Genomic DNA, 24,535 nt, shown 5'->3' on the forward strand with positions numbered 1-24,535 from the left:
GCAACTCCGAAGAGTTTTATCCGCTCTGACGAAAATAAGTGCATAAGCCGTTCTGGGCGGGCATTCGACGCGGATGTCGGGAGCTGCGCCAAAAATAGATAGACGGAGCTTTTCGTATGGTTAGCTTAACTATGCAAAGCTCTGGACCGAGGTGATTGAGTGAATTCAGAGGCACCATCCGGAACACCCCTTGCAGACGAGCAGCCCACGGACGCGACGCAGGAAACGACCGCGACGTCAAAGCCGTTCGTGCCGAAATCTGCGTCTGAAGCTCTGCGCCCCGAGCCGGGAACGCCGCCGCCGCGCAAGCGTTCACGCCATGCGCGCAGCCAGATCGTGGTTTTCATGAACTTCATGCTGTCGCTTGTGGTGCTGGTTCTGCTCGGCGCTTCCGCCTTGTTCTATTTCGGCAAGATGCAGTTCGATGCTCCGGGCCCGCTCACGGCCGAAACGACATTTCTCGTCAAGCGCGGCGCAGGTATCGCCGAGGTCTCTAACAGCCTGGAAAACCGCGAGATCGTCAGCGATGCGCGCATCTTCCGCTATGGTATGCGCACGCTTGGACATGAAAACGATTTGAAGGCAGGCGAATACGCCATCCCTGCCGGCGCGACGATGCGCGATGTGATGAATATTCTCATCAGCGGCAAGTCCATCATGTATCCGCTGACCATTCCCGAAGGTCTGACGGTGAAGCAGATTTTCGACCGTATTTCGGTTGATCCGATTCTTGTCGGTGATATGCCGAAGGATATGCCCCCGGAAGGCTCGCTCTTCACCGATACGCTGAATTTCACGCGTGGAACGACGCGTGCGGAAATCATCGATCGCATGGTTGCCTCGCAGAAGAAGCTCGTGGACGAAGCCTGGGCAAAGCGTAATCCCGATCTGCCGGTCAAGGACAAGAACGAATTCGTGACGCTGGCTTCCATCGTGGAAAAGGAAACCGGTATCGCCTCCGAGCGCCCGCATGTGGCGTCGGTCTTCGTCAACCGCTTGAAGAAGGGCATGCGCATTCAGTCCGATCCAACCATTATCTATGGACTGTTCGGTGGGGCTGGCAAACCTTCTGATCGCCCGATCTTCAAGTCGGACATCGAAAAGCCAACACCCTACAACACTTATGTGATCAACGGTCTGCCACCGACGCCGATTGCCAATCCGGGCAAGGCGGCACTTGAAGCTGTCGCCAACCCTCTGGATACGGAGGACCTTTACTTTGTTGCCGATGGTACTGGTGGCCATGTGTTTTCAAAGACGCTGCAGGAGCACAATGCCAATGTTCGCAAGTGGCGTTCCGTGGAACAGCAGAAGAATATCGAGCAACAGAATAATAGCGGCGATGCGAACCAAACCAAGGGGCAGAGCGCAGGCCAATAACGCTTCGCTATGACTTTTGATGAGCTGGAGACTATGTAACCGAAGCCAGTGTTTGTCGCCGGCTTCGGTTCGGTTTTTAGAGTAAGTCCGCGCTTCTGCGGATAAGAATTGAGGGGATGGAACGCATGGCGCTCCAAAGCATGACCGGATTTGCACGCCATGCCGTGCAACACGCCGTTGATGGCGGAGAAGTACGCATTGTCTGGGAAGTGCGTTCTGTCAACGGCAAGGGGCTCGATCTTCGACTGCGATTGCCGCAAGGTCTAGAAGCGACCGAACATCCGGTGCGGTCGATGCTGGCGCGCCATTTTTCGCGCGGGAATTTTCAGGCGAGCCTCAGCGTGGAACGCAATGAAGCGCAGGCCGGTTTCAGCATCAATCAGGCCATGCTCGCCGAAGTGCTGAAACTCGGCGCGGATTTGCAGGCCAGGCACGGTCTCGCGCCTGCGAGTGTTGACGGCATTCTTTCGCTGCGCGGCATTATCGATCAGGCGCAGGTGGCTGACAACGAAGATGAACGCGGCGGGCTGGAAGCTGCCATCGTCTCAAGCTTTGAGGAGGCGCTCAAGGCCATTGCCGGTGCCCGAAAGCAGGAAGGCAAGGCTCTTTTCACCATTCTGGCCGCGCATGTCGATACCATCGAACGCCTGACCGAGAGTGCCCGCCGCGACCCGTCGCGCAGTACCGATGCGATCAAGGCCCGTCTCGCCGGGCAGGTGGCTCTGCTGTTGAATGCCGCACGTGAACTCGATGAAGCGCGGCTCTATCAGGAAGCGGCTTTTCTGGCGACCAAGGCCGATATTCAGGAAGAGCTTGACCGGCTGGAGACCCATGTGGCATCCGCCCGCAAGCTACTGGCGGATGGTGGGCCCGTGGGACGCAAGCTCGATTTTCTTTCACAGGAATTTAATCGTGAAGCCAATACATTGTGTTCCAAATCGAATGCGGCGTCGATCACAGCCATCGGTCTGGAACTGAAGGCGGTCGTGGATCAGTTTCGCGAGCAAGTACAAAATCTGGAGTAAAAGGTATCATGGCCATCTCTTCGGTTGAAAATGGCGTCGCGCGCAGAGGCTTGATGGTGGTGATCTCGTCGCCATCCGGGGCCGGAAAGTCAACGATTGCCCGGCTGTTGCTGGAAGACAAGAAGATGAATCTCTCGCTTTCGATCAGCGTGACGACGCGTCAGCGCCGCCCGAGCGAGATTGAAGGGGTCCATTATCATTTCAAGACGATCCGGGAATTCGAGCGTCTGCGTGACAATGACGAACTGATCGAATGGGCCGAAGTTCACGGCAATTTCTACGGTACGCTCCGTGAAACCGCTGAGATTGCGCTGGCCGACGGCCAGGACATGCTCTTCGACATCGACTGGCAGGGCGCAGACCAGCTGCAGGCCAAGATGCCCGCCGATGTGGTCTCGATCTTCATCCTGCCGCCGACGATGCGCGAATTGCAGCAGCGCTTGAACCGCCGCGCGGAAGACACGGCGGATGTCATCGAGACGCGTTTGCAGAATGCCCGCTTTGAGATCCAGAAATGGGTGAAATACGATTACATCGTCATCAATGAGGACCTTGACCGCTCCTTTGCCGCGATCAAGTCGATCATCGAGGCCGAGCGTCTACGCCGCGACCGCCGCCCGGGCCTCTTCGATTTCGTGACCGGTTTGCTGGAAGAAGAGCCGGGCGTGTAAGACGCGATCCGGCTTTTACGAAAATCTGATGGTTATTCTGTCCGTTTCGCTTGCAAGCCGTTTGAACGCTTCGAGAAACGGTTGGCCGCCGCGTGTTTTCAACTTGGCGAGCGCATCGACATTCTGGAAAACGAGTTCGCATTCTCCGGGCCAGCCGGGACCTTGCCATTGCACTGCGTCCCAGAACGAGTCGAGTGTATAGCCGAAGGCTTCAGGATCTTCCGCAGGAACAGCGGAAAGATAACGCCGCCAAAGCTCGTCAGTGCTCTCTATTCCTGTGCAATCAATTTTGTAGACCGGCAGCATATCAGCCTAGCAGGATCAGCAGGCCGTCCACCATGCCAAGGGCGAGAATGAGCGCACCCATGGTGATGGCCGTCAGGACCAGCATACGCCTTTGCCGGTCACGCTTTTGCGTTTGCTTGCCCGTCCAGTCGTAGGGCGATTGGGGCATTTTTCTCTCCAGGTCGGCGCTGCATTGAAAGTTGCCAAGCAGCCATGTCCGTAACCTGCACTTTACCGCCTTTATCTGCAAGTAAGATGGAGCTGATAAATGCACATCCGCCGAGGTGTCCGTGACGGCAGGGCTATACAGCCGTGCCGCCCACCGTTACCTGATTCATACGCAGATGCGGCTGGCCGACGCCGACGGGAACCCACTGGCCGCCCTTGCCGCAATTGCCGCTGCCGGTATCGAGCTTCATGTCATTGCCGATCATCGCGATGCGCTGCATGGCATCCGGTCCGTTGCCGATCAGCATCGCGCCCTTGATCGGCGCGGCGATCTTGCCGTCTTCGATCATATAGGCCTCCGTACAGCCGAACACGAACTTCCCGGATGTAATGTCCACCTGACCGCCCCCGAAGGAAACAGCGTAGATGCCTTTTTTCATGGACGCGATGATCTCTTCCGGCGTCTTGTCGCCCGAAAGCATGTAGGTGTTGGTCATGCGTGGCATGGGTGCATGGGCATAGGATTCGCGCCGTCCATTCCCTGTCGCCTCCATGCCCATCAGGCGCGCATTCTGGCGGTCCTGCATATAATTGACCAGCTTGCCGTCGTCGATCAGCACTGTGCGATTGGTCGGCGTGCCTTCGTCATCGATGGTCAGCGAGCCGCGACGCTCGGCGATCGTGCCGTCATCCACCACCGTCACGCCCTTGGATGCCACCTGCTGGCCGAGAAGCCCGGCAAAGGCAGAGGTTTTCTTGCGGTTGAAGTCGCCTTCAAGCCCGTGCCCGACCGCTTCATGCAGCATGACGCCCGGCCAGCCATTGGCCAGAACAATGTCGAACGTGCCTGCCGGCGCAGGGATGGCTTCCAGATTGACCAGGGCTTGCCGCAAAGCCTCATCGGCCGCGTGCTGCCAGCTTTCAACAGTAATAAACTCACCAAAACCCTTTCGCCCGCCCAACGTATGCGAGCCGGATTCCTGCCGGTCGCCGCTGCCTGCCACGGCCGAAACGGTGAGCCGCACCATGGGGCGAATATCGCGGACGAAATGCCCGTCGGCGCGCAGGATTTCGACCTGCTGCCAGGAACCGGCGAGCGAAACGGAAACCTGACGGACTTTCGGGTCCTTGGCGCGCAGATAACCATCGATCTGCTGCAAAAGCTGAACTTTTGCATCGAAGGTCGGGGAGCCGATCGGGTTTTCGTCCGTGTAAAGATGACGATTGGTGCCCGCAGGCGCGGCAGCATATGTACCGCCGTAGCCCTTGATAGTTGCGGAAACTGCATCGGAGGCGCGCTTCAGCGCGGCCATCGACAGATCGCCTGCATGGGCGTAACCGATGGCTTCCCCTGCGACTGATCGCAACCCGAATCCCTGATCCTGATTGAAAGAGCCGGTCTTGAGACGACCATTATCGAAAACGAGCGCTTCAGCTTCGCGGTATTCCACGAAGAGTTCGCCATCGTCGCTGCCCTTGAGGCTGGCAGCGACAAGGCGTTCGATACTGTCGCGGCTGGCGTCGAAACTGTCGATCAGGCTTTTCATAAAAATAAATCCCGCAGCATTGTTTGCTGCAGGATGTAAGCCTTAAAGCGGTTAAGAACAACCACGTGTCAGCGGTGAGCTGGGAGATTCAGGCTATAGTGAGCCGAAAATGGTGGTTTTCGAGAACCGGAGCGCAGCGTACCTAAATGTACGTAAGCAACGGCAGCACAGAAAAACGCCATTTGCGGGCCACTAAGCGTGCATCACGGCAGGGCGTCGAAGCCTTCACCAAACCCCTTCAGGTCAACGGGGATGCCGACGCCCTCTTCCGGTGTCTGGAAGACGATGAAGGTGGCAGCCTTTCCGGAACGCAATGTCTTCAGAAGATCGTCCTCGAGGATCACTTCGGCGTAGCAGCCATCTTCGAAGCAGCGGACGAAATAGGCGCGGCCAATATCCTTGCCGTCGACATTGAGGCCAAGGCCGTTGGGAAGCAGGACACCAAGCGGCGCCAGAACACGAAGAATGCGGGCCTTGTTGTCTGCCGTCTTGAGAACGACAACCGAAAGGCCGAGTTCAGGGCGCTTTGCGGCAACCACGTTCTGGATCAGCGCGCACTGCTCCGTCTTTGCGCCAGCAGGCGTGTCACAGAGGACGGACCAAGCGCCGTGCTGCGACTTGAGCTTGCCGCTCTGCTGCGGGCTGGCCGGAGCCGCCTGCGACTGCGCAGCCGGCGCCTCTTGTGGGGTTGGTAGCTGCGCCGGTGCCTGCTGCGCAAGCGAAGGAAGCGTAGCAATGGCAAGCGCCATGCAGGCGCCCGTTGCTAGTGTTGCGAGGCGTTGGCTGATCGTGCGGCGGGCAAGCATGCGAAAAGTCATGAAATCTCCAGATCGAATCACCGGGACGTTAACGCGCTGCATTGGCCATGAAAAGCGCCGCGACCGGCGTTTCTTTATCCTGGCCATCATAGCAACGGTGATACCGTCTGTTGCATCGATTGTCACGCGGCACGTTAAAAGAAACGTCTTGTCAAATCATGGCTTCATTAAGGGTTTCGTACGGTTTTCCAAAGTTTTCGTGGTGGAGGCGAACAACTCCACCATGCCGAATAATCCGGGACGTTCGCACTTCTTAGCGCGGCTGCGCGCAAAAATGCCGCACAGGAACATATTCGCCTTCCTTGCGGTGTGCGCTAAGGTGTGGTTTGAACGCCGACGGGGGATGCGGCCGTCTTTAACGTCCGGCGTCCAGCTCGAAAGGGCGAAAAGGGAGAGAGTTCTGGTGGATAAGATTGTTGCCACAACGAAGGGCGCCTTCGGCGGCGCTCTTGCAGTGCTGTGGACGACTGGTGCCGCTTTTGCGGATCAGCCCCGTCCCTGGGAATGGAGATTTCAGGACGCAGCGACTGGAATTGCCGAACAGATTCATTGGTTTGAGCGTTATACGCTCTGGTTCATTATTCCAATTACCCTGCTGGTTCTGTTTTTGCTGGTCTGGGTTGTGCTTCGCTTTCGCGCAAGCGCAAATCCTGAGCCGTCCAAAACCAGCCACAACACCGCTATTGAAGTGATCTGGACCATCGGGCCTGTGATCATTCTTCTGTTCCTTGCGGTTCCGTCCTTCCAGCTGCTGACGGCGCAATATTCGCCGGAAGATCCAACGCTGACGGTCAAGGCAACGGGTTACCAGTGGTATTGGGGCTACGAGTATCAGGTCGATAATCCGGTGAGCTTTGATTCCCTTCTTCTGAAGGATGGTGATCGCGCCGCTGCCGGCAAGGAAGACAAGGCCCGCTATCCGCGTCTTCTCGCGGTCGATAATGAAGTCGTGGTTCCGGTCGGCGAAACGGTACGCCTTCTCGTTACCGCTGCCGACGTCATCCATTCGTGGACGATCCCGGCTTTCGGCGTGAAGATGGACGCGGTTCCGGGCCGTATCAACGAAGCTTGGTTCAAAGCGGACAAGGAAGGCCTTTACTACGGTCAGTGCTCGGAGCTCTGCGGCAAGGATCACGGCTTCATGCCGATCGCCGTGCGCGTTGTCTCCAAGGAGCAGTATCAGACCTGGATCGCCGCTGCGGGATCGGATCTGAACGGCGCGAACAAGGCGCTTCAGGCCGCTATTGAAGGTGGCGCAAACGATAAGGTGGCTGCGGCGGGTCTTTAAGATCCCGAACGCCAAGACTGTTGAAAAACGGGAGCGAATTCCATGGCTGGCACAGCAGCTCACGAGCATGGTGCCCACGACGACCACAAGCCGCACGGCTGGGTTCGTTGGGTATACTCGACCAATCATAAAGACATCGGTACCCTGTACCTGATTTTTGCAATCATCGCCGGCATCATCGGCGGCGCGCTCTCCATCGCGATGCGCGCCGAACTCCAGGAGCCGGGCATCCAGATTTTCCATGGTCTGGCGCAGATGGTTTACGGCGTTGAAGGTGATGCAGCCCTCGACGCTGGCAAGCACATGTTCAACGTGTTCACCTCGGCGCACGCCCTGGTCATGATCTTCTTCATGGTCATGCCTGCGCTGATCGGCGGTTTCGCCAACTGGATGGTGCCGCTGATGATCGGCGCGCCGGACATGGCTTTCCCGCGCATGAACAATATTTCGTTCTGGCTGCTGCCGCCTGCGCTGCTCTTGCTCCTGATCTCGCTCTTCATGCCGGGTCCGGCAGGCGGTTGGGGTCCTGGCGGCGGCTGGACGCTCTATCCGCCTCTGTCGACTTCCGGCCAGCCCGGACCGGCTGTGGACTTCGCCATTTTGGCAATCCACATCTCCGGTGCATCCTCGATCCTTGGCGCGATCAATTTCATCACCACGATCCTCAACATGCGCGCTCCGGGCATGACGCTGCACAAGATGCCGCTCTTTGCATGGGCTGTGCTGGTGACGGCGTTCCTGCTTCTGCTTTCGCTGCCGGTTCTGGCGGGTGGCATCACCATGCTGCTGACCGACCGCAACTTCGGAACGACCTTCTTCACGCCTGATGGCGGCGGTGATCCGATCCTCTACCAGCACCTGTTCTGGTTCTTTGGTCATCCGGAAGTATACATTCTGATCCTGCCGGGCTTCGGCATCGTCAGCCACATCGTATCGACCTTCTCGCGCAAGCCGATCTTCGGTTACCTCGGCATGGCCTATGCCATGGTCGCCATCGGTGTCGTCGGCTTCGTTGTGTGGGCGCACCACATGTATACGGTCGGCCTTTCGCTCGACACGCAGCGTTACTTCGTGTTCGCTACGATGGTCATCGCGGTCCCGACAGGTATCAAGATCTTCTCCTGGATCGCGACGATGTGGGGTGGCTCGATCACCTTCCGCGCGCCGATGCTGTGGGCGATCGGCTTCATCTTCCTGTTCACGGTCGGTGGTGTGACGGGCGTTCAGCTCGCCAATGCCGGTCTCGACCGCGCGCTGCATGATACCTACTACGTCGTGGCTCACTTCCATTACGTGCTGTCGCTGGGTGCGGTGTTTGCGATCTTCGCGGGCTGGTACTACTGGTTCCCGAAGATGAGCGGCTACATGTACAACGAGTTCACCGCGAAGCTGCATTTCTGGGTCACCTTCGTTGGTGTGAATCTGGTCTTCTTCCCGCAGCACTTCCTTGGTCTTGCTGGCATGCCGCGTCGTTATATCGACTATCCGGATGCCTATGCAGGCTGGAACATGGTCTCATCCTACGGCTCTTATATTTCGGGCTTTGCGGTCCTGATCTTCCTCTACAATGTCTTCGAGGCGTTCGCGAAGAAGCGGGAAGCAGGTGCGAATCCGTGGGGCGAGGGTGCAACCACGCTGGAATGGCAGCTGTCTTCGCCGCCTCCGTTCCACCAGTGGGAGCAATTGCCGCGCATCAAGTAATCGTGCGATGGGCGGGGTCGGGAAAAGACTTCGCCCTTCTTTACAAAATGTGCTATGGGCGGGCGGCATTCTGTTCCGCCCGTCGCCGGTAGCTGAAAAAGTCGGCCGTCAAGCAAGGCATTCCGGCGGGAACAGATCGGTTTCCGGGAGGACATTGTTGTGATGGTGCGGATCTGCGCTGTAGGGGCGCGGGTTTCGGACCGGTGAACTCGAGGTTTTTGAAGTTAAAATGTCTCTGGTGGAAAAAAACGCAGGTACCGATGACGCACTCGCTCTCTCTGAAGCGACAGCGCGCGATTACCTTGTTCTTTTGAAACCCCGCGTGATGTCCCTCGTGGTCTTCACCGGGCTGGTCGGTCTTGTGGTCGCGCCGGGACATATGAATCCTGTCCTTGCGGCCATCAGCATCCTGTGCATCGCGGTCGGTGCCGGTGCGTCCGGTGCGCTGAACATGTGGTACGACGCCGATATCGATGCGGTGATGAAGCGTACCCGCAACCGGCCTATTCCGGCGGGCGTTATTGCACCCAATCAGGTGCTGGCATTTGGCCTCACGCTGTCCGCATTCTCCGTCATTACGCTCGGCCTCATGGTCAACTGGCTGGCAGCTGCATTGCTGGCGTTCACGATCTTCTTCTATGCTGTCATCTACACGATGTGGTTGAAACGCTCGACGCCGCAGAACATCGTAATTGGCGGTGCCGCCGGCGCATTTCCTCCAATGATCGGCTGGGCCGCCGCGACGGGCGAAATCACTTTGGACAGTGCCGTTCTGTTCATGATTATCTTCCTGTGGACGCCGCCGCATTTCTGGGCGCTTTCACTGTTCTCAGCCAACGATTATGAAGCGGCACGCATTCCAATGATGCCGAACGTCAGGGGTGAACTTTCGACCCGCCGTCAGGCGCTGTTCTATTCGGTCATCATGGCTCCCGTCGGCGTTCTTCCCTGGGTGCTTGGCTTCGCCGGTCCTGTCTACGGTGCGGTTTCCACGCTGCTGGGCCTGGCTTTCGTTTATTACGCATGGCGCTTGTGGGCTGCGGGATCGCAGACCGCAATGCTGGCGGCCGCCCGCAAGCTGTTTCGCTTCTCGCTGCTTTACCTGTCGGGACTGTTTGCGGTGCTGCTTGTTGAAACACTGGCCATGAAGGCGCTGGCCGCCTTTGGAGTGCTCTAATGGATAAAGCCGTACAGAAGCCTGTGAACAGCGAATTGGAACTGGTCGTTCCCACGGAACAGCAAAAAAAAGCCCAGCGCAATCGCTCATGGGGGCTGGCCATCGCGTTGGCGCTGTTCGTGCTCCTTGTTTATGTGGGCACGATTGCGAAACTGGGTGCCAATATTCTGGTACGGCCCATCTGAAGCTGTTCCGGGGAGGGAATTGGAGGAGAAAATGGCTGATCTGCATCAGAAGGATCAAAAGTTGAGAAAGCAACAGCGTTCGAACGCGACGATTGCTTTTGCTTGTCTGTCTTTCTTTGTCTGTATGATCGGTGCAGCCTACGCCTCCGTGCCGCTATACCGCATTTTCTGTCAGGTGACAGGCTATGGCGGAACGACACAGCGCGTCGAACAATACTCCGATACTATTCTCGATAAGACCATCAAGGTGCGTTTCGACGCGAATACGGCCAACGGGTTGCCATGGGATTTCAAGCCCGTGCAGCGCGAGGTCACGGTTCGCATCGGCGAAACGACGATGATCAAGTATGAAGCACGCAACCTGTTCGATGAGCCAACCTATGGCCGCGCAAGCTTCAACGTCGCGCCGGGCCGGGCAGGTGCATATTTCAATAAGGTTGAATGCTTCTGCTTTACCGACACGACCCTGAAGCCGGGCGAGGATATGGAAATGCCGGTGGTGTTCTTTGTCGATCCCGAGATCGTCAATGATCCCGATCTGAAAGACGTGAAGACGATCACGCTGTCCTATACATTTTTTCCGATCGAGAAGCCGAAGCCGGTGGCGAATGCCAAGGCCGAGACGCCAACCAACGGAAGCTGAAGCCTAGCGCATGTCTCCCGAAAGTGGATGCCGGTTTCGGGATAAAGACATGCATGAATACGATGCTCTGGCGGCACACAATGCCGCAAAGACAAAAGGATGAAGCGGTTTTATTCTGATACGAGATACCGCTTGTGGCAGACAGACTTGCATGACACCTCTTTAGGGGTTTAAGCATGAAGGTACGAGAGAGGAGCCCCTAAGGGGATTTACGGGGAGAGACATGGCCGACGTTCATCAGAAAAATCACGACTATCATATCATCGCGCCCAGCCCTTGGCCGTTCCTGAGCTCCGTGGGTGCATTCGTGCTTGCCGTCGGCGGTATTGCCTGGATGCGTTACATCAATGCCGGCGAGCTGCCATTCTTTGGCCTCAACGTGGTGACGCCATGGATTTTCTTCATCGGGCTCGCGATCGTGCTTTACTGCATGTATGGCTGGTGGTCCGATACGATCAAGGAAGGGCATGAGGGGCACCATACCCGTGTCGTGTCGCTGCATCTGCGTTACGGCATGATCATGTTCATCGCTTCGGAAGTCATGTTCTTCGTCGCCTGGTTCTGGGCATTCTTCGATGCGAGCCTCTTCCCGAACGAAGTACATCAGGTTGCCCGCGCCACCTTCACCGGCGGCGTCTGGCCTCCGAAGGGCATCGAAGTTCTCGATCCGCTCCATCTGCCGCTGTATAACACCGTGATCCTGCTTCTGTCGGGCACGACCTTGACCTGGGCGCATCATGCGCTGCTGCACAACGATCGCAAGGGCATGATTACCGGTCTGGCGATTACTGTTGCTCTCGGTGTCTTGTTCTCCTTCGTGCAGGCATATGAGTACATTCACGCACCGTTTGCGTTCAAGGACTCGATCTACGGCGCGACGTTCTTCATGGCGACTGGTTTCCACGGTTTCCACGTTATCATCGGCACGATCTTCCTTCTGGTCTGCCTTTTCCGCGCTATCGGGGGTGACTTCACGCCGAAGCAGCATTTCGGTTTTGAGGCTGCTGCCTGGTACTGGCACTTCGTTGACGTAGTCTGGCTGTTCCTGTTCTTTGCCATCTACGTATGGGGTGGCTGGGGCGCGCCGATGCACGGCGGTTAATCCGTAGGATTCATCTGTTTTGGAGGCGGCCCTGGCAACATGGCCGCCTTTTGTTTATCGAATGAAGCAGGGGGAAATCGGATGCCGGACCAGAATGCTTATCCTATGGTCGATCCCATAAAGAGCGGTATCGCGGGCCGCTGCCCGCGTTGCGGCGAGGGGAAGCTTTTCGACGGTTTCCTGAAAGTGGCTCCGCGCTGCTCGAGTTGTGGGCTGGATTATTCTTTTGCCGATTCCGGCGACGGCCCGGCGGCCTTCGTGATTCTCATCATCGGCTTCATCGTCGTCGGTCTTGCACTATGGATGGAAGTCAACTTTGGACCGCCGCTCTGGGTGCATTTCGTTCTGTGGGTGCCGCTTGCGATCATTCTCAGCCTTGTCGCCATGCGATGGGCGAAGGGTATCCTTATCAACATGCAATACCGCAACAAGGCAGCTCCGGGCCGCATAGACAGCCGACAGGATGACGGCAAATGACGACAGTACAACAGTCACGCCGCTTTCCCTGGGGTGTAGTGATTGCATCCGCCATAGCGCTCGTCATTCTGCTGGCGCTCGGCACATGGCAGGTAGAGCGTTTGCAGTGGAAGGAAGCACTGATTGCATCGACCGAGCAGCGCATTCATGAGCCGCCATTGCCGTTGTCGGAGATGGAAAAGGTCTACAAGCAGGAAGGTTCTGTCGAATATCGTCCGGTAACGGTCTCCGGCACTTTCATGCATCAGGGCGAACGGCATTTTCTGGCAACATATGAGGGGGCTGCGGGCTATAATGTCTATACGCCGCTGATGCTGGAAGACGGGCGTTTCGTTCTCGTCAATCGCGGCTTCGTTCCCTATGAGAAGAAAGACCCGTCGACGCGTGCCGAGGGACAGGTTGACGGTCCGGTAAATGTGACCGGGCTGGCGCGCGATCCCTTGTCGGCGAAGCCCGGCTTCTTTCTTCCCGACAATGATCCGTCCAAGAATATTTTCTACTGGAAAGATTGGGGAGCCATGGCGGAAAGCGCAGACCTGCCAAATCTGGACGAGGTCGTGCCTTTCTTTATCGACGCCGACAGCAAGCCCAATCCGGGTGGACTGCCGATCGGCGGTGTGACGATCATCGATTTTCCCAACAACCATCTGCAATATGCCGCGACATGGTACGGTCTTGCCCTGGCCCTGATAGGGGTTGTCGGGACGTGGCTGTGGCGTTATCGAAAGTCCAGCAGGGGTTGACATTGGCCTCGTTGCAGCCCAACTCCGAGACTAGATGTTAAGCCACGCCGAACCTAGCGAGCATACTTCATGACCGATCAGCGACCACCACTGGAAATCCGCCTTTGCGGCCCACGCGGCTTTTGCGCCGGTGTGGATCGGGCAATCCAGATCGTCGTGCTGGCGCTGAAGAAATATGGCGCTCCGGTCTATGTGCGCCATGAAATCGTACATAACCGCTATGTGGTCGAGGGCTTGCAGTCTCGCGGCGCAATCTTTGTCGAGGAGTTGGACGAGATTCCCGCAGAACACCGCGACCAGCCTGTTGTATTTTCCGCTCATGGCGTGCCGAAATCGGTGCCCGCCGATGCCGAGGCCAAGAACCTTTTTTATCTCGACGCTACCTGTCCTCTGGTTTCCAAGGTGCACAAACAGGCCATGCGTCATCAGCGCCTTGGCCGCCATGTCATTTTGATCGGACATTCCGGCCACCCGGAAGTGATCGGCACCATGGGGCAATTGCCGGACGGTGCGGTAACACTCATTGAAACGGTCGAGGATGCGCGGAACTGTCATTTCGATGACGAGGACAATCTCGGTTTCGTGACGCAGACGACGCTTTCGGTGGATGATACGGCAGGCATTATTGAGGAATTGCAGGCGCGCTTTCCGAACCTTTCGGCTCCCGCGGCGGAATCGATCTGTTATGCCACGACCAACCGGCAGGATGCGGTGCGGTCTGCAGCTCCGGGTTGTGATCTGTTTCTGATCGTCGGCGCGCCGAACTCTTCCAATTCCAAGCGTCTGGTTGAAGTTGCGGAGAAGGCTGGGGCGCATATGTCGATGCTTGTCCAGCGCGCGGCCGACATCGAATGGGACCGGATCGGCAATGTGTCGGTCGTGGGACTGTCGGCGGGGGCTTCTGCACCTGAAATCATCGTCGATGAAATTATCGATGCCTTCAAGGCCCGCTACGATGTGAAGATCGAATTGGCTGAAACCACGGTCGAAACGGAGAACTTTCTCGTCAATCGCGAAATTCGCGATGTAGAGCTGACGGTGCAGGATATGGCATTCGTCAACGGGGAACATCGGGTGGCCGGCATTCCGAAATTGATGCCCAAGGACATATAAGGAAAATAAGCGGCATGGCCGTCTATACGGATATCAATGAAATCGAACTCGGCGCCTTCCTGCAGCAGTACGATATTGGCACACTGACATCTTACAAAGGCATTGCGGAAGGGGTGGAGAACTCCAACTATCTTCTGCACACCTCTTCAGGTTCGTTCATCCTGACGCTTTATGAAAAGCGCACCAATCGGGAAGACCTGCCGTTCTTTCTCGGCTTGATGCAGCATCTGGCAAGCCGCGGCCTTGAATGTCCGCAGCCGGTGGTCCGTCGCGACGGCTCGACCATCGGCGAACTCGCCGGACGGCCTGCTGCGATCGTTACTTTCCTTGAAGGCATGTGGATGCGCCGCCCAACGGTCGAGCATTGCGAAGCGGTTGGCGAAGGACTGGCTCATATGCATCTGGCGGGTGCTGATTTTTCACTGCGCCGCCGCAATGGCCTGACGCTTTCGGATTGGCGTCCTTTGTGGAGCCTCTCGTGTGAACGCGCGGATACGGTGGAGCCCGGCCTTGTTCGCGAGGCGGAAGCTGATCTGGATTTTCTGGAGAAGAACTGGCCAGCCGATCTGCCGCAGGGCGTGATCCATGCCGATCTTTTCCCGGATAATGTCTTTTTCCTGGGCGACAGGCTTTCTGGATTTATCGACTTCTATTTCGCCTGCACCGATATTCTGGCTTATGACGTCGCCGTCTGTCTGAACGCATGGTGCTTTGAGAAGGATTTTTCCTATAATCGCACCAAGGGCGCGGCACTTCTGCGTGGCTACAATGCCGTTCGGCCACTTTCTGTGCCGGAAGCTAATGCGCTGCCGGTCCTGGCACGCGGCGCGGCTATTCGTTTCATGCTCACCCGGCTTTACGATTGGCTGAACGTTCCTGAAGGCAGCTTCGTGGTCAAGAAGGACCCGATGGAATACGTGCGTAAGATGCGCTTCCACCGGCAGATCGAGACCGCCGCTGAATATGGCCTTGAACAACAGGGAGCCGCGGCGTGAAGCGGATTGAGGCTTTTACGGACGGTGCGTGCTCCGGCAATCCTGGCCCCGGCGGCTGGGGTGCAATCCTGCGCTGGAATGGCAATGTCAAGGAACTGAAGGGCGGCGAAGCCGACACGACCAACAACCGCATGGAACTGATGGCGGCCATCTCGGCGCTTTCGGCACTGAAGGAACCGTGTGAAGTCGATCTCTATACGGACTCCGTCTATGTGCGCGACGGCATTTCCGGCTGGATCGAGGGCTGGAAGCGCAATGGCTGGAAAACCGCAGCCAAGAAGCCGGTCAAGAATGCCGAACTGTGGCAGGCGCTTGATGAAGCGCGCAAGCCGCACAAGGTCAACTGGCATTGGATCAAGGGGCACGCCGGGCATCCGGAAAACGAACGCGCTGACGAACTTGCCAGGGCAGGCATGGAACCATTCAAATATGCCGGACATAAATCGCTGAAAGTGCAGTAAATTTACGCAGGGCCGTCTAGAGCGCATCCAGAAAAGTGCGAAGCGGTTTTGGGAACAAGATGCGCGGAAAAACAAATGGATAGAGCGGTTCCGGCGACTCCGTTTTAAGCGGAGCCGCTCCAGCGCCCCGCGCCTCGATCCGATCACCGCTCCCGTGCTTTTCTCTCCGCTTCGTCGAGTGCCCGGTCCAACTGCGGATCAACTCCATTGGCATAGGGCAGAGAACGCTCGACTACCACGTCGGGCATGACGCCTTGCCCTTCCAAAACATGCCCGTCGACGCGGAGTGCCTCAACAGCGACATAGAGACCGCCCCCGTCTGGAAGCGGAAAGAGCGATCCGCCAGCTACCGCCCCGGCCGTCCGGCTTCCCACCAGCAATGCCAATTTATCCCGTTTGGCGACGTAGGCCATGATCTCTGCTGCACTTCGCGTATGCTCGTCAACGACGATGATAAGCGGCGTGCGAGCCCGCATGACCGGTTGGTCAGTCCACCGCTGGTTCTTTTGTCCTTTGAAGCTGACGGCTACACGCGGTCCATAATAGGTTTCGAGAATATCGAGGCCGCCTCCGCCGACGCGTCCCCGCGCATCGAAAACAACTGCGCTGACGTCCCCGAACTCACCATTCAAAGCCGATCTCAAGACATCTGCCGGCCCACCGGTCGCATTACGTGTCAGCATGGCCCAGCCACGCAAATAGCCGATCTTGACACCATTGCGTTCAATAACTCGCAAGCTTTTTCCGGTGGCAGTGTTCAAAATGCGCAGGGCATCGCCACTGACCAGTTCCACCATGCGGCTTTCGACGGGCCCACTGGGCGTCCGGCGGTACCGCACAATCGCTGTGTTTGCCTCATCTACAGTCTTGTTATCCGGCCAGCGGGCCGCAAATATAGCGTCACTTGGCCCTAAAAGCTCGTCGCCTTCCTTGAGCCCTGCATTCTCTGCCGGGCTGCCGTTAAGGATATTGTCGATGAATATGCGGCCGTCTATCTCCTTTGCGAAAATGCCTGCTCCGCGCAGGAGCGGTGGTCCACCGTGCTGTGCAGTGACCTTCTTGAAGCGATCGAGATTGCCGTACACCGAATAGAGGATAGCGAAATTGGATTCGTTCTGTGCGTAGTAAGCGGTGTGGGATGTTTTCAGCGCCGCGGGAAGGCTCGCTGCGATGGCCCGAAATTCTTTCTCATCTTTGGCATTTCGCGCTTTAACGTTGGCTTCCTGGCACACCTTGTCCCAATCGAGCCCGGCCATTTCCGGATCAAAATATTCCGTCCGCAGGATCGAGCATATAGAATCGATGGTCTCACGCTGTACCGAGCCGCCGTTGAAAGTATCCGCGGCAAATATAGTTGACGTATTTATAAGGATCGTTATTGCGGTTAATGCATGACGAAATGCAATCATCATGATTATTCCTATTTAAATACATGTGTGAATAAAATAACTTAAAGTAATATTTATAGACTGTAGCTCATTAAGTATTTGCATCGGCCCGAAATTTATTAAGGTTTTCGAGCCGATGCTCCAGATCAAAGCTGTTCGAGAATGGCCGATGCAGCTGATGTTACAGCTTGGCCAGCCTGTTCTTCGATGTTGAGGGTCTTGACGACACCGTCTTCCACAATTGCTGAATAACGCTTGGATCGAATGCCGAGCCCGCCAGCAGTGGCGTCGAGCTCAAGACCTGCTGCCTTAGTGAAAGTCGCAGAACCGTCGGCCAGATAAAGGATTTTGCCTTCGCCGCCCGTGCTCTGCGCCCATGCGCCCATGACGAAGGCGTCGTTCACGGCAACAACAGCGATCTGATCGACGCCCTTGGCGAGGATCGCGTCGCGGTTATCGAGATAGCCAGGCAGATGGTTGAGGCTGCAGGTCGGCGTGAAGGCACCGGGAACGGCAAAGAGAACGACTTTCTTGCCCTTGAAGACCTCATCGGTCGTCATTTCCTTGACGCCATCTGCGGTCTTTACCTTGAAAGTCGCTGTGGGCAGCTTGTCGCCAACTTTGATCGTCATTTAATCTCTCCTCGGGGCAGGGGCGTTTGTTCCGCTGCCTATTGTCAGATTCTAAGCTTCTCCGCGAAAGGGCGGGCGCATAATTAAACCGATAACAGATCGCCGGACAATTTCAAAACCGGAGCAAAGAGCTAATCCAGCGTCACCTGACCCGAAACGGCTCTTCCATTCTGCACAATGGTGTAGTCGATGGCGGCATTGTCTGCCTTCCCATGCACCTTTGCTGCGAAGCGGCCTTTTTCCAATGCAACGGGCTCGGAAAGCCTGATCTTATCGCTGGCAACAAACAGTTCGGCAGGCGCGGTGGGGTCGGGAACGGTGAGATGAAAGATGGCTTTGTCGCCTTCACGCTTTGCATCGCTTATGCCGAACACGGCTGTTGCCGGTTTAGGCAGCCGGTCGAATGCGGTCTCAATTATCGTGCGGGCAGCTATCGCTTGGGGCGATGCCTGTTCTCCGTTTTCATCAAGAGGAAAGTCGAAGGTAGCCTGCACCGGAATGCAGATTTTCTCGCAAACACCGAGAAAAACATGACCTTTCAACCGCGTGTCGGCGGGGCCCAAGTGAAACATGATCGGCAGCGAAACGGGCTGTTTATATCCGATACCGCCTTCATCCTCGCCACCGAACCGGACCGGTGCAGGGAAATCGATCTGCGCTTTTGTGTCGCCGTCAATGTTGATCTGGGGCGGAACGCCCGCATCGCCGGGATTACGCCAGTAGGTTTTCCAGCCAGGCTGCAACTCAATCTGCAGGGCGCCGCGCCGCTCTTCGCCGGTCGCGTTGCCGGTGCCTTTATCTTCGATGATGACACGCACGCGCCCGCCGGGCGTCTCGGTCCAGTCGGACGTGGAAGCCGGTGCCGGAAGCGCCAGCGAGCTCAGCAGAAGCGGTGCGAGGGCGAGAGTGCGGATGTTCATGGACCAAAGATGGAATGAAACCATGGTCGCTTCAAGTCCAATATTGCCGAGTCCGTTGGACCGGTTGGCTGGTTGCGTCGCGGTGGCTCGTCCCTGTGGCCCCCGACTCCCAATCCAGGGTACGAAATAAATGGCCATTGTTATTTTACGCAGTCTTGCTACCTTCATGTTCATGACAATTTTCAAGACGCCGAACAAGGAGCAGGGTTTTCTGAACGGGCAATTCCTGCTTGCCATGCCTGGAATGAGCGACGAGCGTTTTGCCCGATCGGTGGTCTATATCTGTGCCCATTCCGACGAGGGCGCGATGGGTTTCATCATCAACCAGCTTCAGCCGGTCGAATTTCCTGACCTTCTGCGACAGATCGGGGTCATAGAAGAGGATGAACTGATTATTCTGCCTGACCGCGCGCAGCATATGATGGTGCGCAATGGCGGTCCGGTGGACCGTACGCGGGGTTTCGTGCTGCACTCCGACGATTACATGGTCGATTCCACCATGCCTGTTTCGGAGGATGTCTGCCTCACGGCAACAGTCGATATTCTGCGCGCCATTTACGGAGGCGGGGGGCCATCACGAGCACTGATGGCGCTTGGTTATTCCGGCTGGGCGCCGGGCCAGATCGAGGTGGAACTTGCTGAAAATGGCTGGCTAACCTGCGATGCGCCGGTCGATATGCTCTTCGACAGCGATATCGAAGGCAAGTATTCGCGTCTCATGCTCCATATGGGCATCGATATGGCGCGGCTGGTTTCCGACGCGGGACATGCGTGATTTAGGGGAGTAGGGGAATATGTTTGATTGCGAATGAAGGCGACAATCATACCCTTACTGCCTTACTGCCTTACTGCCTTAATCAAGCCGCTGCCGCGTCCAGCTGTTCGCGGATCATGCGGGTCGCCTCATCCCGGCTCGTGGGCTGGCCGAACATGAAGCTCTGCACATATTCACAACCCATCTGGCGAAGTTGAAGCGCGTCGCTTTCGCTTTCCACACCTTCGGTCACGACAGCGAGGCCGAGATCATGCGCCATGCTCACAATCGAGCGTAGCAGCGTGGCTTTCTGCGGCTGGTCCCCTTTTACGAAGGACCGGTCGATCTTGATGATATCGAACGGGAAGCGCGTCAGATAGGCGAGCGAGGAATAGCCGGTTCCGAAATCGTCAAGCGACAAGCCGATGCCCATCGCCTTCAGGCGGGCAAGGACATGCGTGGACTGTTCCGGATTTTCCATGAGGACGGATTCGGTCAGTTCGAGCTTGAGGCTGCCCGGATTGAGGTGAATGCGGGAAAGCACCGAGCGAACATCATTGATGAGATCCTGACGGATGAGTTGCGTTGATGACAGATTGACCGAAACGAAAAGGTCGAGTTTCGGGAACAGCTCCTGCCACGCGAACAGATCTTCCGCAGCCCGTTGCATCGCAAACAGGCCAAGCTGGATGATAAGGCCGGAATTCTCGGCAATCGGAATGAACTCGGATGGTGAAATGGCGCCGCGCCGCGGATGTTCCCAGCGCATAAGGGCTTCAAAACCGGCAATGGTACCTTCATCAAGCTTGACGATAGGCTGGTAGACAAGGCTGATTTCGTCGCGTTCAAGCGCACGCCGCAGATCGGATTCCAGCTGCAACTTGTCGCTGCCGATGGCTCTGAATGCCGGACGGAATGGTTCGATCCGATCACCGCCAAAACGCTTTGCCTGATACATGGCAAGTTCGGCATCCTTCACGAAGTCCTCGGCCGTTGTGGCCGTTTTAGTCCATGTAATCAGGCCCACGGATGACGTCAGAACGATTTCGCGCTTTGCATAGGCAATCGGAGCCCGCACGGCCTGACGCAGAGCCTCGGCGAAGGAAGCGATGCGCCCCGGGTCACTTTCAGACGCAAGCAGCAGGCCGAACTGGTCGGACGAGAGGCGCGAGAGCGTATCCTGCGGCTTCATGAGGCGCGCCAGACGACGCGAGATCGTCAGGAGAATCGTGTCGCCTGCCGACATGCCAAGGCTGTCGTTGACCTGCTTGAAACGGTCAATGTCGATGATGAACACCGTCGGGTGCAGGTTGCTTTCGCCGCGGGCCATGTTCATGACATTGCTGAGACGGTCGAGGAACAACTCACGGTTTGGAAGGCCGGTCAGATTGTCGTGCACGGCATCGTGCAGCAGGCGCTCTTCTGCCTTTTTCTGCTCCGTCACATTGACGAGCGTACCAACACAGCGCACCACTTCGCCATCGGAACCGATGACCGGGCGCGCGCGCAGCGCGTACCAGTGATAGTGGCCGTCATTGGCACGCAGCCGAAAGATCTGGCCGATCCGCCCGCGCCGGTTTTCCAGAATGGCATCAAGTGTGGAACGGAAGCGGTCGCGGTCATCGGCATGCATGACAGGGAGCCAGTTGCGCACGGGGCCTTGCAGGCTGCTGGCCGTATTGCCAAGATAATTGGCAATGTCGGGCGTAGTCACCACACGATCACGCGGCACGTCCCAATCCCATACGATGTCCCCCGCACCGATGACGGCGAGAGCCTGCCGTTCCATATCGGACAGAAGCCCCTGTTGCAGCGCGCCGCCAGCAAAGGCATGCTGCATGACGGTAAAGCCGATCAGAAGAACGATAAGGACAAGACCGCCACCAAGAGCGGGCTGAACGATATCATTATCGAGTCTGCCGGAAACCGTCATCCAGGCACCCAGCAACCATATGAGGGTAAGAAGCCAGGCCGGTATCAGCATGACCGCACGATCATATCCTTTGACCGCGAGATAGCCGATGATAGCGACGCCGGACAGAACGGTAAGCGCCAGCGAGATGCGCGCAATACCGGAAGCCACTGGCGGATCGAAAACGGCAACCCCCGCCAGAGCCAGCAGGCCCAATACCCAGGTTACGGCGCCATAGCTGAAATGATCGTGCCAACGGTTGAGATTGAGATAGGTAAACAGGAAAATCACAAGCGAGGCAGCAAGCGCCACCTCGGTCCCCGCGCGCCAGATTTGCTCATTGCCGGGCGTTATCTCCATCAGCTTGTTCCAGAAGCCGAAGTCGACGCAGATATAGGCCAGAACCGCCCACGCAAGAGCGGCGGTGGCTGGAAATAGTGAAGTGCCCTTGACGACGAAAAGGATGGTCAGAAACAGCGCCAGCAGGCCGGAAATACCAAGCAGGATACCGCGATAGAGCGTGTAGGAGTTAACCGCATCCTTGTAGGCTTCCGGCTCCCACAGATAGAGCTGGGGCAGGTTGTGCGAGGACAGTTCGGCTACGAAGGTCACGACGCTGCCCGGATTGAGCGTGATGCGGAAAACATCCGCATCGGCACTTGGCTGGCGGTCGAGCGTGAAGCCCTCGCTGGGCGTGATCGATGCAATGCGCGGGGAACCAAGATCGGGCCAGATCACGCCCGAACCGACGAGACGGAAATGCGGGGCCACAATCAGGCGGTCGATCTGTTCGTCGGTGGGGTTGGCAATCGAGAAAGCGGCCCAGTCACCGGATGCCTTGCTGTTCTGATCGGCCTGCACTTCGATGCGGCGAACAATGCCATCGGGACCGGGGGCGGTCGATACCTGCACGCTTTCGCCCTTGTTGCGCAGAAGTTCGACAGCGCGAGACAGGTCTAGGGCAGTATCTTCCTTGGAAATCTTGATCGGTTCAATGGCAGATGCCTGGACGACCGAGACGGTCAGAAAAACCATGAGCGCAAGAAACCGCGCACCAGCAACAAACCACTTATCCGCAAAACCCGTCACGAGCGTCCAACCTTGCCATTGATCATGCGGCTATCCGTCATACGTTTGTCGCTTTCTAAAAGGGCAAAAAGCAGGTGATCCTGCCAGAAGCCGTTTATCTTGAGATAGGAACGCAACAGTCCTTCTCTCTCAAATCCGGCTTTTTCGAGAAGCCGTATCGAGCGCACATTATGAGGGATACAGGCTGCTTCAATCCGGTGCAACCGCAGTCGGTCGAATGCGAAGGGGATAACCAGCGATAGGGCTTCGGTCATATAGCCTTTGCCCGCATAGGGGGCGCCACTCCAGTAGCCGATCATGCCGTTCTGTCCGACGCCACGCCGGATATTGCCGAGCGTAATGCCACCGACCAGCTTGTTGTCGGAGTTGCGGAACACAAAAAACGGATAACCGGTTCCGGCTCCGATTTCCTCCTGAAAGCGCTTCATCCGATGGCGAAAGGCACTCTTGGTAAGGTCGTCATCGGGCCAGGTCGGCTCCCACGGCGTAAGAAAGGCACGGCTTTGCTCGCGCAAATTGGCCCAGCTTGCAAAATCGCTCATCATCGGCTCGCGCAGATAAATGCGCTGCCCACGCAGTATGTTCGGATTGCTTCTACGGAATGGCAGGCCGATCATGACAGGACAAGGCAATACGGCAGTAAGGCAGTAGGGCAGTAGGGAAGAGCGGACGCATTCGCCGAGCTAAACATACTACCCTACTCCCCTAATGCCCTATTGCCTTAATTAAACAGCGATCTTCCTCGCATGAGCGCTCGTCGAAAGAGCATCCGACAGCCGATCAAAGCTCATCAGTCGCCCGACCGGGCCGACACCGGCAATGGTGGGCTTGCTGTCGAGGAACAGACGTCCGGCCAGATCGGTCAGCCGTTGAGGTGTAATCAATGAGAGACGGTCCATCAGTTCGCTGTTTTCGACGGGACGACCGTAGAGAAGGAACTGGCGTGCGATCTGTCCGGCACGGCTTGCAGCACTTTCCTGTGACATAAGAAGGCTTGCACGATACTGCGCGCGGGCGCGGTCCACTTCTTCCAGGCTGATGGAGTCGGCAGCCTTGTGCAGTTCGTCGATCAGAACCGGGACGAGTTCGACCAGTTCGTCGCGGCCCGTTGCGGCGTGAATGCCGAACAGGCCCGTATCCGAAAAGCCCCAATGAAAAGCGTAGACGGAATAGCAGAGCCCGCGCTTTTCGCGTACTTCCTGGAAAAGACGTGAGGACATGCCGCCGCCAAGAACCATGGAAAGAAGCTGCGAAGCATAGAAATCGCGCACATGGTAGGCGCGTCCCTCGAAGCCTATCAGGACCTGAGCATCCATCAGTTCGCGATTTTCACGGAAATCGCCGCCCACATAATGGGCGAGGTCGAGCGTAGGCGCCGTATTGTGGGCGCGGAAACCGCCAAGACGTTTTTCGACTTCCTTCACGAAGGCATCGTGATCGACGCCGCCTGCAGCCGTCACCACCATACGGTCGGCGCTGTACTGCTCGTCCATATATTGACGCAGGTCGTCGGAGGTAAAAGACATGACCGTTTCGGGCTCGCCGAGAATGGCGCGTCCGATCGGCTGATGGCGATAGGCTGTTTCTGTAAAACGGTCGAAGACGATATCGTCGGGTGTGTCGTGCGCCGCGCCGATCTCCTGCATGATGACCTGTTTCTCGCGTTCCAGTTCAGCTTCATCGAACTTGGAAGCGGTCAGAATATCGGAAAGAATATCGATGGCCAGCGGCATGTCATTGCGCAGAACGCGCGCGTAATAGGAGGTGGTCTCGACGCTGGTGGCAGCGTTGATTTCGCCGCCGACATTTTCGATATCCGATGCAATTTGCCAGGCAGAGCGGTTTTCGGTTCCCTTGAACGCCATATGCTCAAGAAGATGAGCAATGCCGTGCCTGTCATTCGCTTCGTTTCGTGCGCCAGCCTTGACCCAGATTCCAAGCGCTACGCTTTCCACGTGGGACATCGTATCGGTGGCTATCGTCAACCCGTTGGAAAGACGCGTTACTTCAACACCCATAAGCAAACTGCTCCCTGCATTCCCGCTCTGGCTCTCGTCTCGG

25 protein-coding genes are annotated in these 24,535 nt (G+C 57.1%); 15 read left to right on the forward strand and 10 right to left on the reverse strand.

Features of this window, described 5'->3' with window-relative positions:
- Positions 1–159 precede the first annotated feature (159 nt).
- From mltG to gmk, 3 genes are all read left to right on the forward strand, one after another.
- Positions 160–1,380 carry an endolytic transglycosylase MltG gene (mltG, locus tag J9800_RS12930; RefSeq protein ID WP_112590365.1) on the forward strand — a complete coding sequence of 407 codons (1,221 nt, stop codon included), beginning with the start codon at positions 160–162 and terminating at the stop codon, positions 1,378–1,380.
- A gap of 125 nt (positions 1,381–1,505) precedes the next feature.
- Entirely contained in the window at positions 1,506–2,405 is a 900-nt protein-coding gene (locus J9800_RS12935) for a YicC/YloC family endoribonuclease (RefSeq protein ID WP_112590585.1), read from the forward strand.
- Positions 2,406–2,413: 8 nt separating this feature from the next.
- Positions 2,414–3,076 (forward strand): guanylate kinase, encoded by a 663-nt coding sequence (gene gmk, locus J9800_RS12940; protein WP_006466226.1) that lies wholly within the window; start codon positions 2,414–2,416, stop codon positions 3,074–3,076.
- A gap of 15 nt (positions 3,077–3,091) precedes the next feature.
- Here the strand turns inward: gmk and J9800_RS22205 are convergent, their stop codons facing one another.
- The 4 genes from J9800_RS22205 to J9800_RS12960 form a co-directional block, all read right to left on the reverse strand.
- The gene (locus tag J9800_RS22205) at positions 3,092–3,382 is read right to left on the reverse strand and encodes a barstar family protein (RefSeq protein ID WP_112590362.1); all 291 of its coding nucleotides are present in this window, start codon (positions 3,380–3,382) and stop codon (positions 3,092–3,094) included.
- Position 3,383: 1 nt separating this feature from the next.
- On the reverse strand, positions 3,384–3,530 hold the full coding sequence (locus J9800_RS12950) for a hypothetical protein (protein ID WP_162707480.1): 147 nt from the start codon (positions 3,528–3,530) through the stop codon (positions 3,384–3,386).
- Positions 3,531–3,663: 133 nt separating this feature from the next.
- Positions 3,664–5,076 carry a metalloprotease TldD gene (gene tldD, locus J9800_RS12955; RefSeq protein WP_112590359.1) on the reverse strand — a complete coding sequence of 471 codons (1,413 nt, stop codon included), beginning with the start codon at positions 5,074–5,076 and terminating at the stop codon, positions 3,664–3,666.
- A gap of 203 nt (positions 5,077–5,279) precedes the next feature.
- Positions 5,280–5,894 (reverse strand): invasion associated locus B family protein, encoded by a 615-nt coding sequence (locus tag J9800_RS12960; RefSeq protein WP_112590356.1) that lies wholly within the window; start codon positions 5,892–5,894, stop codon positions 5,280–5,282.
- A gap of 403 nt (positions 5,895–6,297) precedes the next feature.
- On the opposite strand from J9800_RS12960, the gene coxB reads away from it, so the two are divergent.
- The 11 genes from coxB (at position 6,298) to rnhA (ending at position 15,779) form a co-directional block, all read left to right on the forward strand.
- Positions 6,298–7,182, forward strand: coding sequence for a cytochrome c oxidase subunit II (gene coxB / locus J9800_RS12965; RefSeq protein WP_112590353.1), 885 nt, complete (start codon positions 6,298–6,300; stop codon positions 7,180–7,182).
- 42 nt (positions 7,183–7,224) lie between these two features.
- Complete coding sequence (ctaD, locus tag J9800_RS12970; protein ID WP_006466231.1) at positions 7,225–8,883, forward strand: cytochrome c oxidase subunit I; 1,659 nt, start codon at positions 7,225–7,227, stop codon at positions 8,881–8,883.
- A gap of 229 nt (positions 8,884–9,112) precedes the next feature.
- Complete coding sequence (locus tag J9800_RS12975) at positions 9,113–10,060, forward strand: heme o synthase (protein WP_112590350.1); 948 nt, start codon at positions 9,113–9,115, stop codon at positions 10,058–10,060.
- Entirely contained in the window at positions 10,060–10,245 is a 186-nt protein-coding gene (locus tag J9800_RS12980) for a cytochrome c oxidase system small membrane protein (protein ID WP_112590347.1), read from the forward strand. The genes J9800_RS12975 and J9800_RS12980 overlap by 1 nt, the downstream gene beginning before the upstream one ends.
- 31 nt (positions 10,246–10,276) lie before the next feature.
- The gene (locus tag J9800_RS12985; RefSeq protein ID WP_112590345.1) at positions 10,277–10,888 is read left to right on the forward strand and encodes a cytochrome c oxidase assembly protein; all 612 of its coding nucleotides are present in this window, start codon (positions 10,277–10,279) and stop codon (positions 10,886–10,888) included.
- Between the two features lie 223 nt (positions 10,889–11,111).
- On the forward strand, positions 11,112–11,990 hold the full coding sequence (locus J9800_RS12990) for a cytochrome c oxidase subunit 3 (protein WP_112590342.1): 879 nt from the start codon (positions 11,112–11,114) through the stop codon (positions 11,988–11,990).
- Positions 11,991–12,071: 81 nt separating this feature from the next.
- Positions 12,072–12,467 (forward strand): DUF983 domain-containing protein, encoded by a 396-nt coding sequence (locus J9800_RS12995; protein ID WP_112590340.1) that lies wholly within the window; start codon positions 12,072–12,074, stop codon positions 12,465–12,467.
- On the forward strand, positions 12,464–13,210 hold the full coding sequence (locus tag J9800_RS13000) for an SURF1 family protein (RefSeq protein ID WP_112590337.1): 747 nt from the start codon (positions 12,464–12,466) through the stop codon (positions 13,208–13,210). Before J9800_RS12995 ends, J9800_RS13000 begins: the two co-directional genes overlap by 4 nt.
- A gap of 69 nt (positions 13,211–13,279) precedes the next feature.
- Entirely contained in the window at positions 13,280–14,323 is a 1,044-nt protein-coding gene (gene ispH, locus J9800_RS13005; RefSeq protein WP_112590335.1) for a 4-hydroxy-3-methylbut-2-enyl diphosphate reductase, read from the forward strand.
- 14 nt (positions 14,324–14,337) lie between these two features.
- Positions 14,338–15,318: a homoserine kinase gene (locus J9800_RS13010; RefSeq protein WP_112590332.1), complete on the forward strand. Its 981-nt coding sequence runs from the start codon at positions 14,338–14,340 to the stop codon at positions 15,316–15,318.
- Positions 15,315–15,779 (forward strand): ribonuclease HI, encoded by a 465-nt coding sequence (gene rnhA / locus J9800_RS13015; protein ID WP_112590330.1) that lies wholly within the window; start codon positions 15,315–15,317, stop codon positions 15,777–15,779. Before J9800_RS13010 ends, rnhA begins: the two co-directional genes overlap by 4 nt.
- Positions 15,780–15,922: 143 nt before the next feature.
- Here rnhA and J9800_RS13020 read toward each other — a convergent pair whose 3' ends face one another.
- The 3 genes from J9800_RS13020 to J9800_RS13030 all read right to left on the reverse strand — a co-directional run bounded on the left by J9800_RS13020 (position 15,923) and on the right by J9800_RS13030 (position 18,719).
- Positions 15,923–17,191 carry a S41 family peptidase gene (locus tag J9800_RS13020; protein ID WP_112590327.1) on the reverse strand — a complete coding sequence of 423 codons (1,269 nt, stop codon included), beginning with the start codon at positions 17,189–17,191 and terminating at the stop codon, positions 15,923–15,925.
- A 122-nt stretch (positions 17,192–17,313) separates the two neighbouring features.
- Positions 17,314–17,799 (reverse strand): peroxiredoxin, encoded by a 486-nt coding sequence (locus tag J9800_RS13025; RefSeq protein WP_112590324.1) that lies wholly within the window; start codon positions 17,797–17,799, stop codon positions 17,314–17,316.
- Between the two features lie 131 nt (positions 17,800–17,930).
- Positions 17,931–18,719, reverse strand: a complete 789-nt coding sequence (locus tag J9800_RS13030; protein WP_112590584.1) for a protein-disulfide reductase DsbD domain-containing protein — start codon at positions 18,717–18,719, stop codon at positions 17,931–17,933.
- A 172-nt stretch (positions 18,720–18,891) separates the two neighbouring features.
- Here J9800_RS13030 and J9800_RS13035 point away from each other — a divergent pair, with 172 nt between their 5' ends.
- Positions 18,892–19,494 carry a YqgE/AlgH family protein gene (locus J9800_RS13035; protein ID WP_112590582.1) on the forward strand — a complete coding sequence of 201 codons (603 nt, stop codon included), beginning with the start codon at positions 18,892–18,894 and terminating at the stop codon, positions 19,492–19,494.
- Positions 19,495–19,576: 82 nt separating this feature from the next.
- On the opposite strand, the gene pdeA is transcribed toward J9800_RS13035, so the two are convergent.
- From pdeA to J9800_RS13050, 3 genes are all read right to left on the reverse strand, one after another.
- On the reverse strand, positions 19,577–22,420 hold the full coding sequence (pdeA, locus tag J9800_RS13040) for a phosphodiesterase PdeA (RefSeq protein WP_286191766.1): 2,844 nt from the start codon (positions 22,418–22,420) through the stop codon (positions 19,577–19,579).
- Positions 22,421–22,470: 50 nt separating this feature from the next.
- On the reverse strand, positions 22,471–23,091 hold the full coding sequence (locus tag J9800_RS13045; RefSeq protein WP_112590315.1) for a GNAT family N-acetyltransferase: 621 nt from the start codon (positions 23,089–23,091) through the stop codon (positions 22,471–22,473).
- A 108-nt stretch (positions 23,092–23,199) separates the two neighbouring features.
- On the reverse strand, positions 23,200–24,492 hold the full coding sequence (locus tag J9800_RS13050; protein ID WP_112590312.1) for a M16 family metallopeptidase: 1,293 nt from the start codon (positions 24,490–24,492) through the stop codon (positions 23,200–23,202).
- Between the last annotated feature and the right edge of the window lie 43 nt (positions 24,493–24,535).

It is taken from the genome of Ochrobactrum sp. AP1BH01-1 (genome assembly GCF_018066705.1).
GTDB lineage: Bacteria > Pseudomonadota > Alphaproteobacteria > Rhizobiales > Rhizobiaceae > Brucella.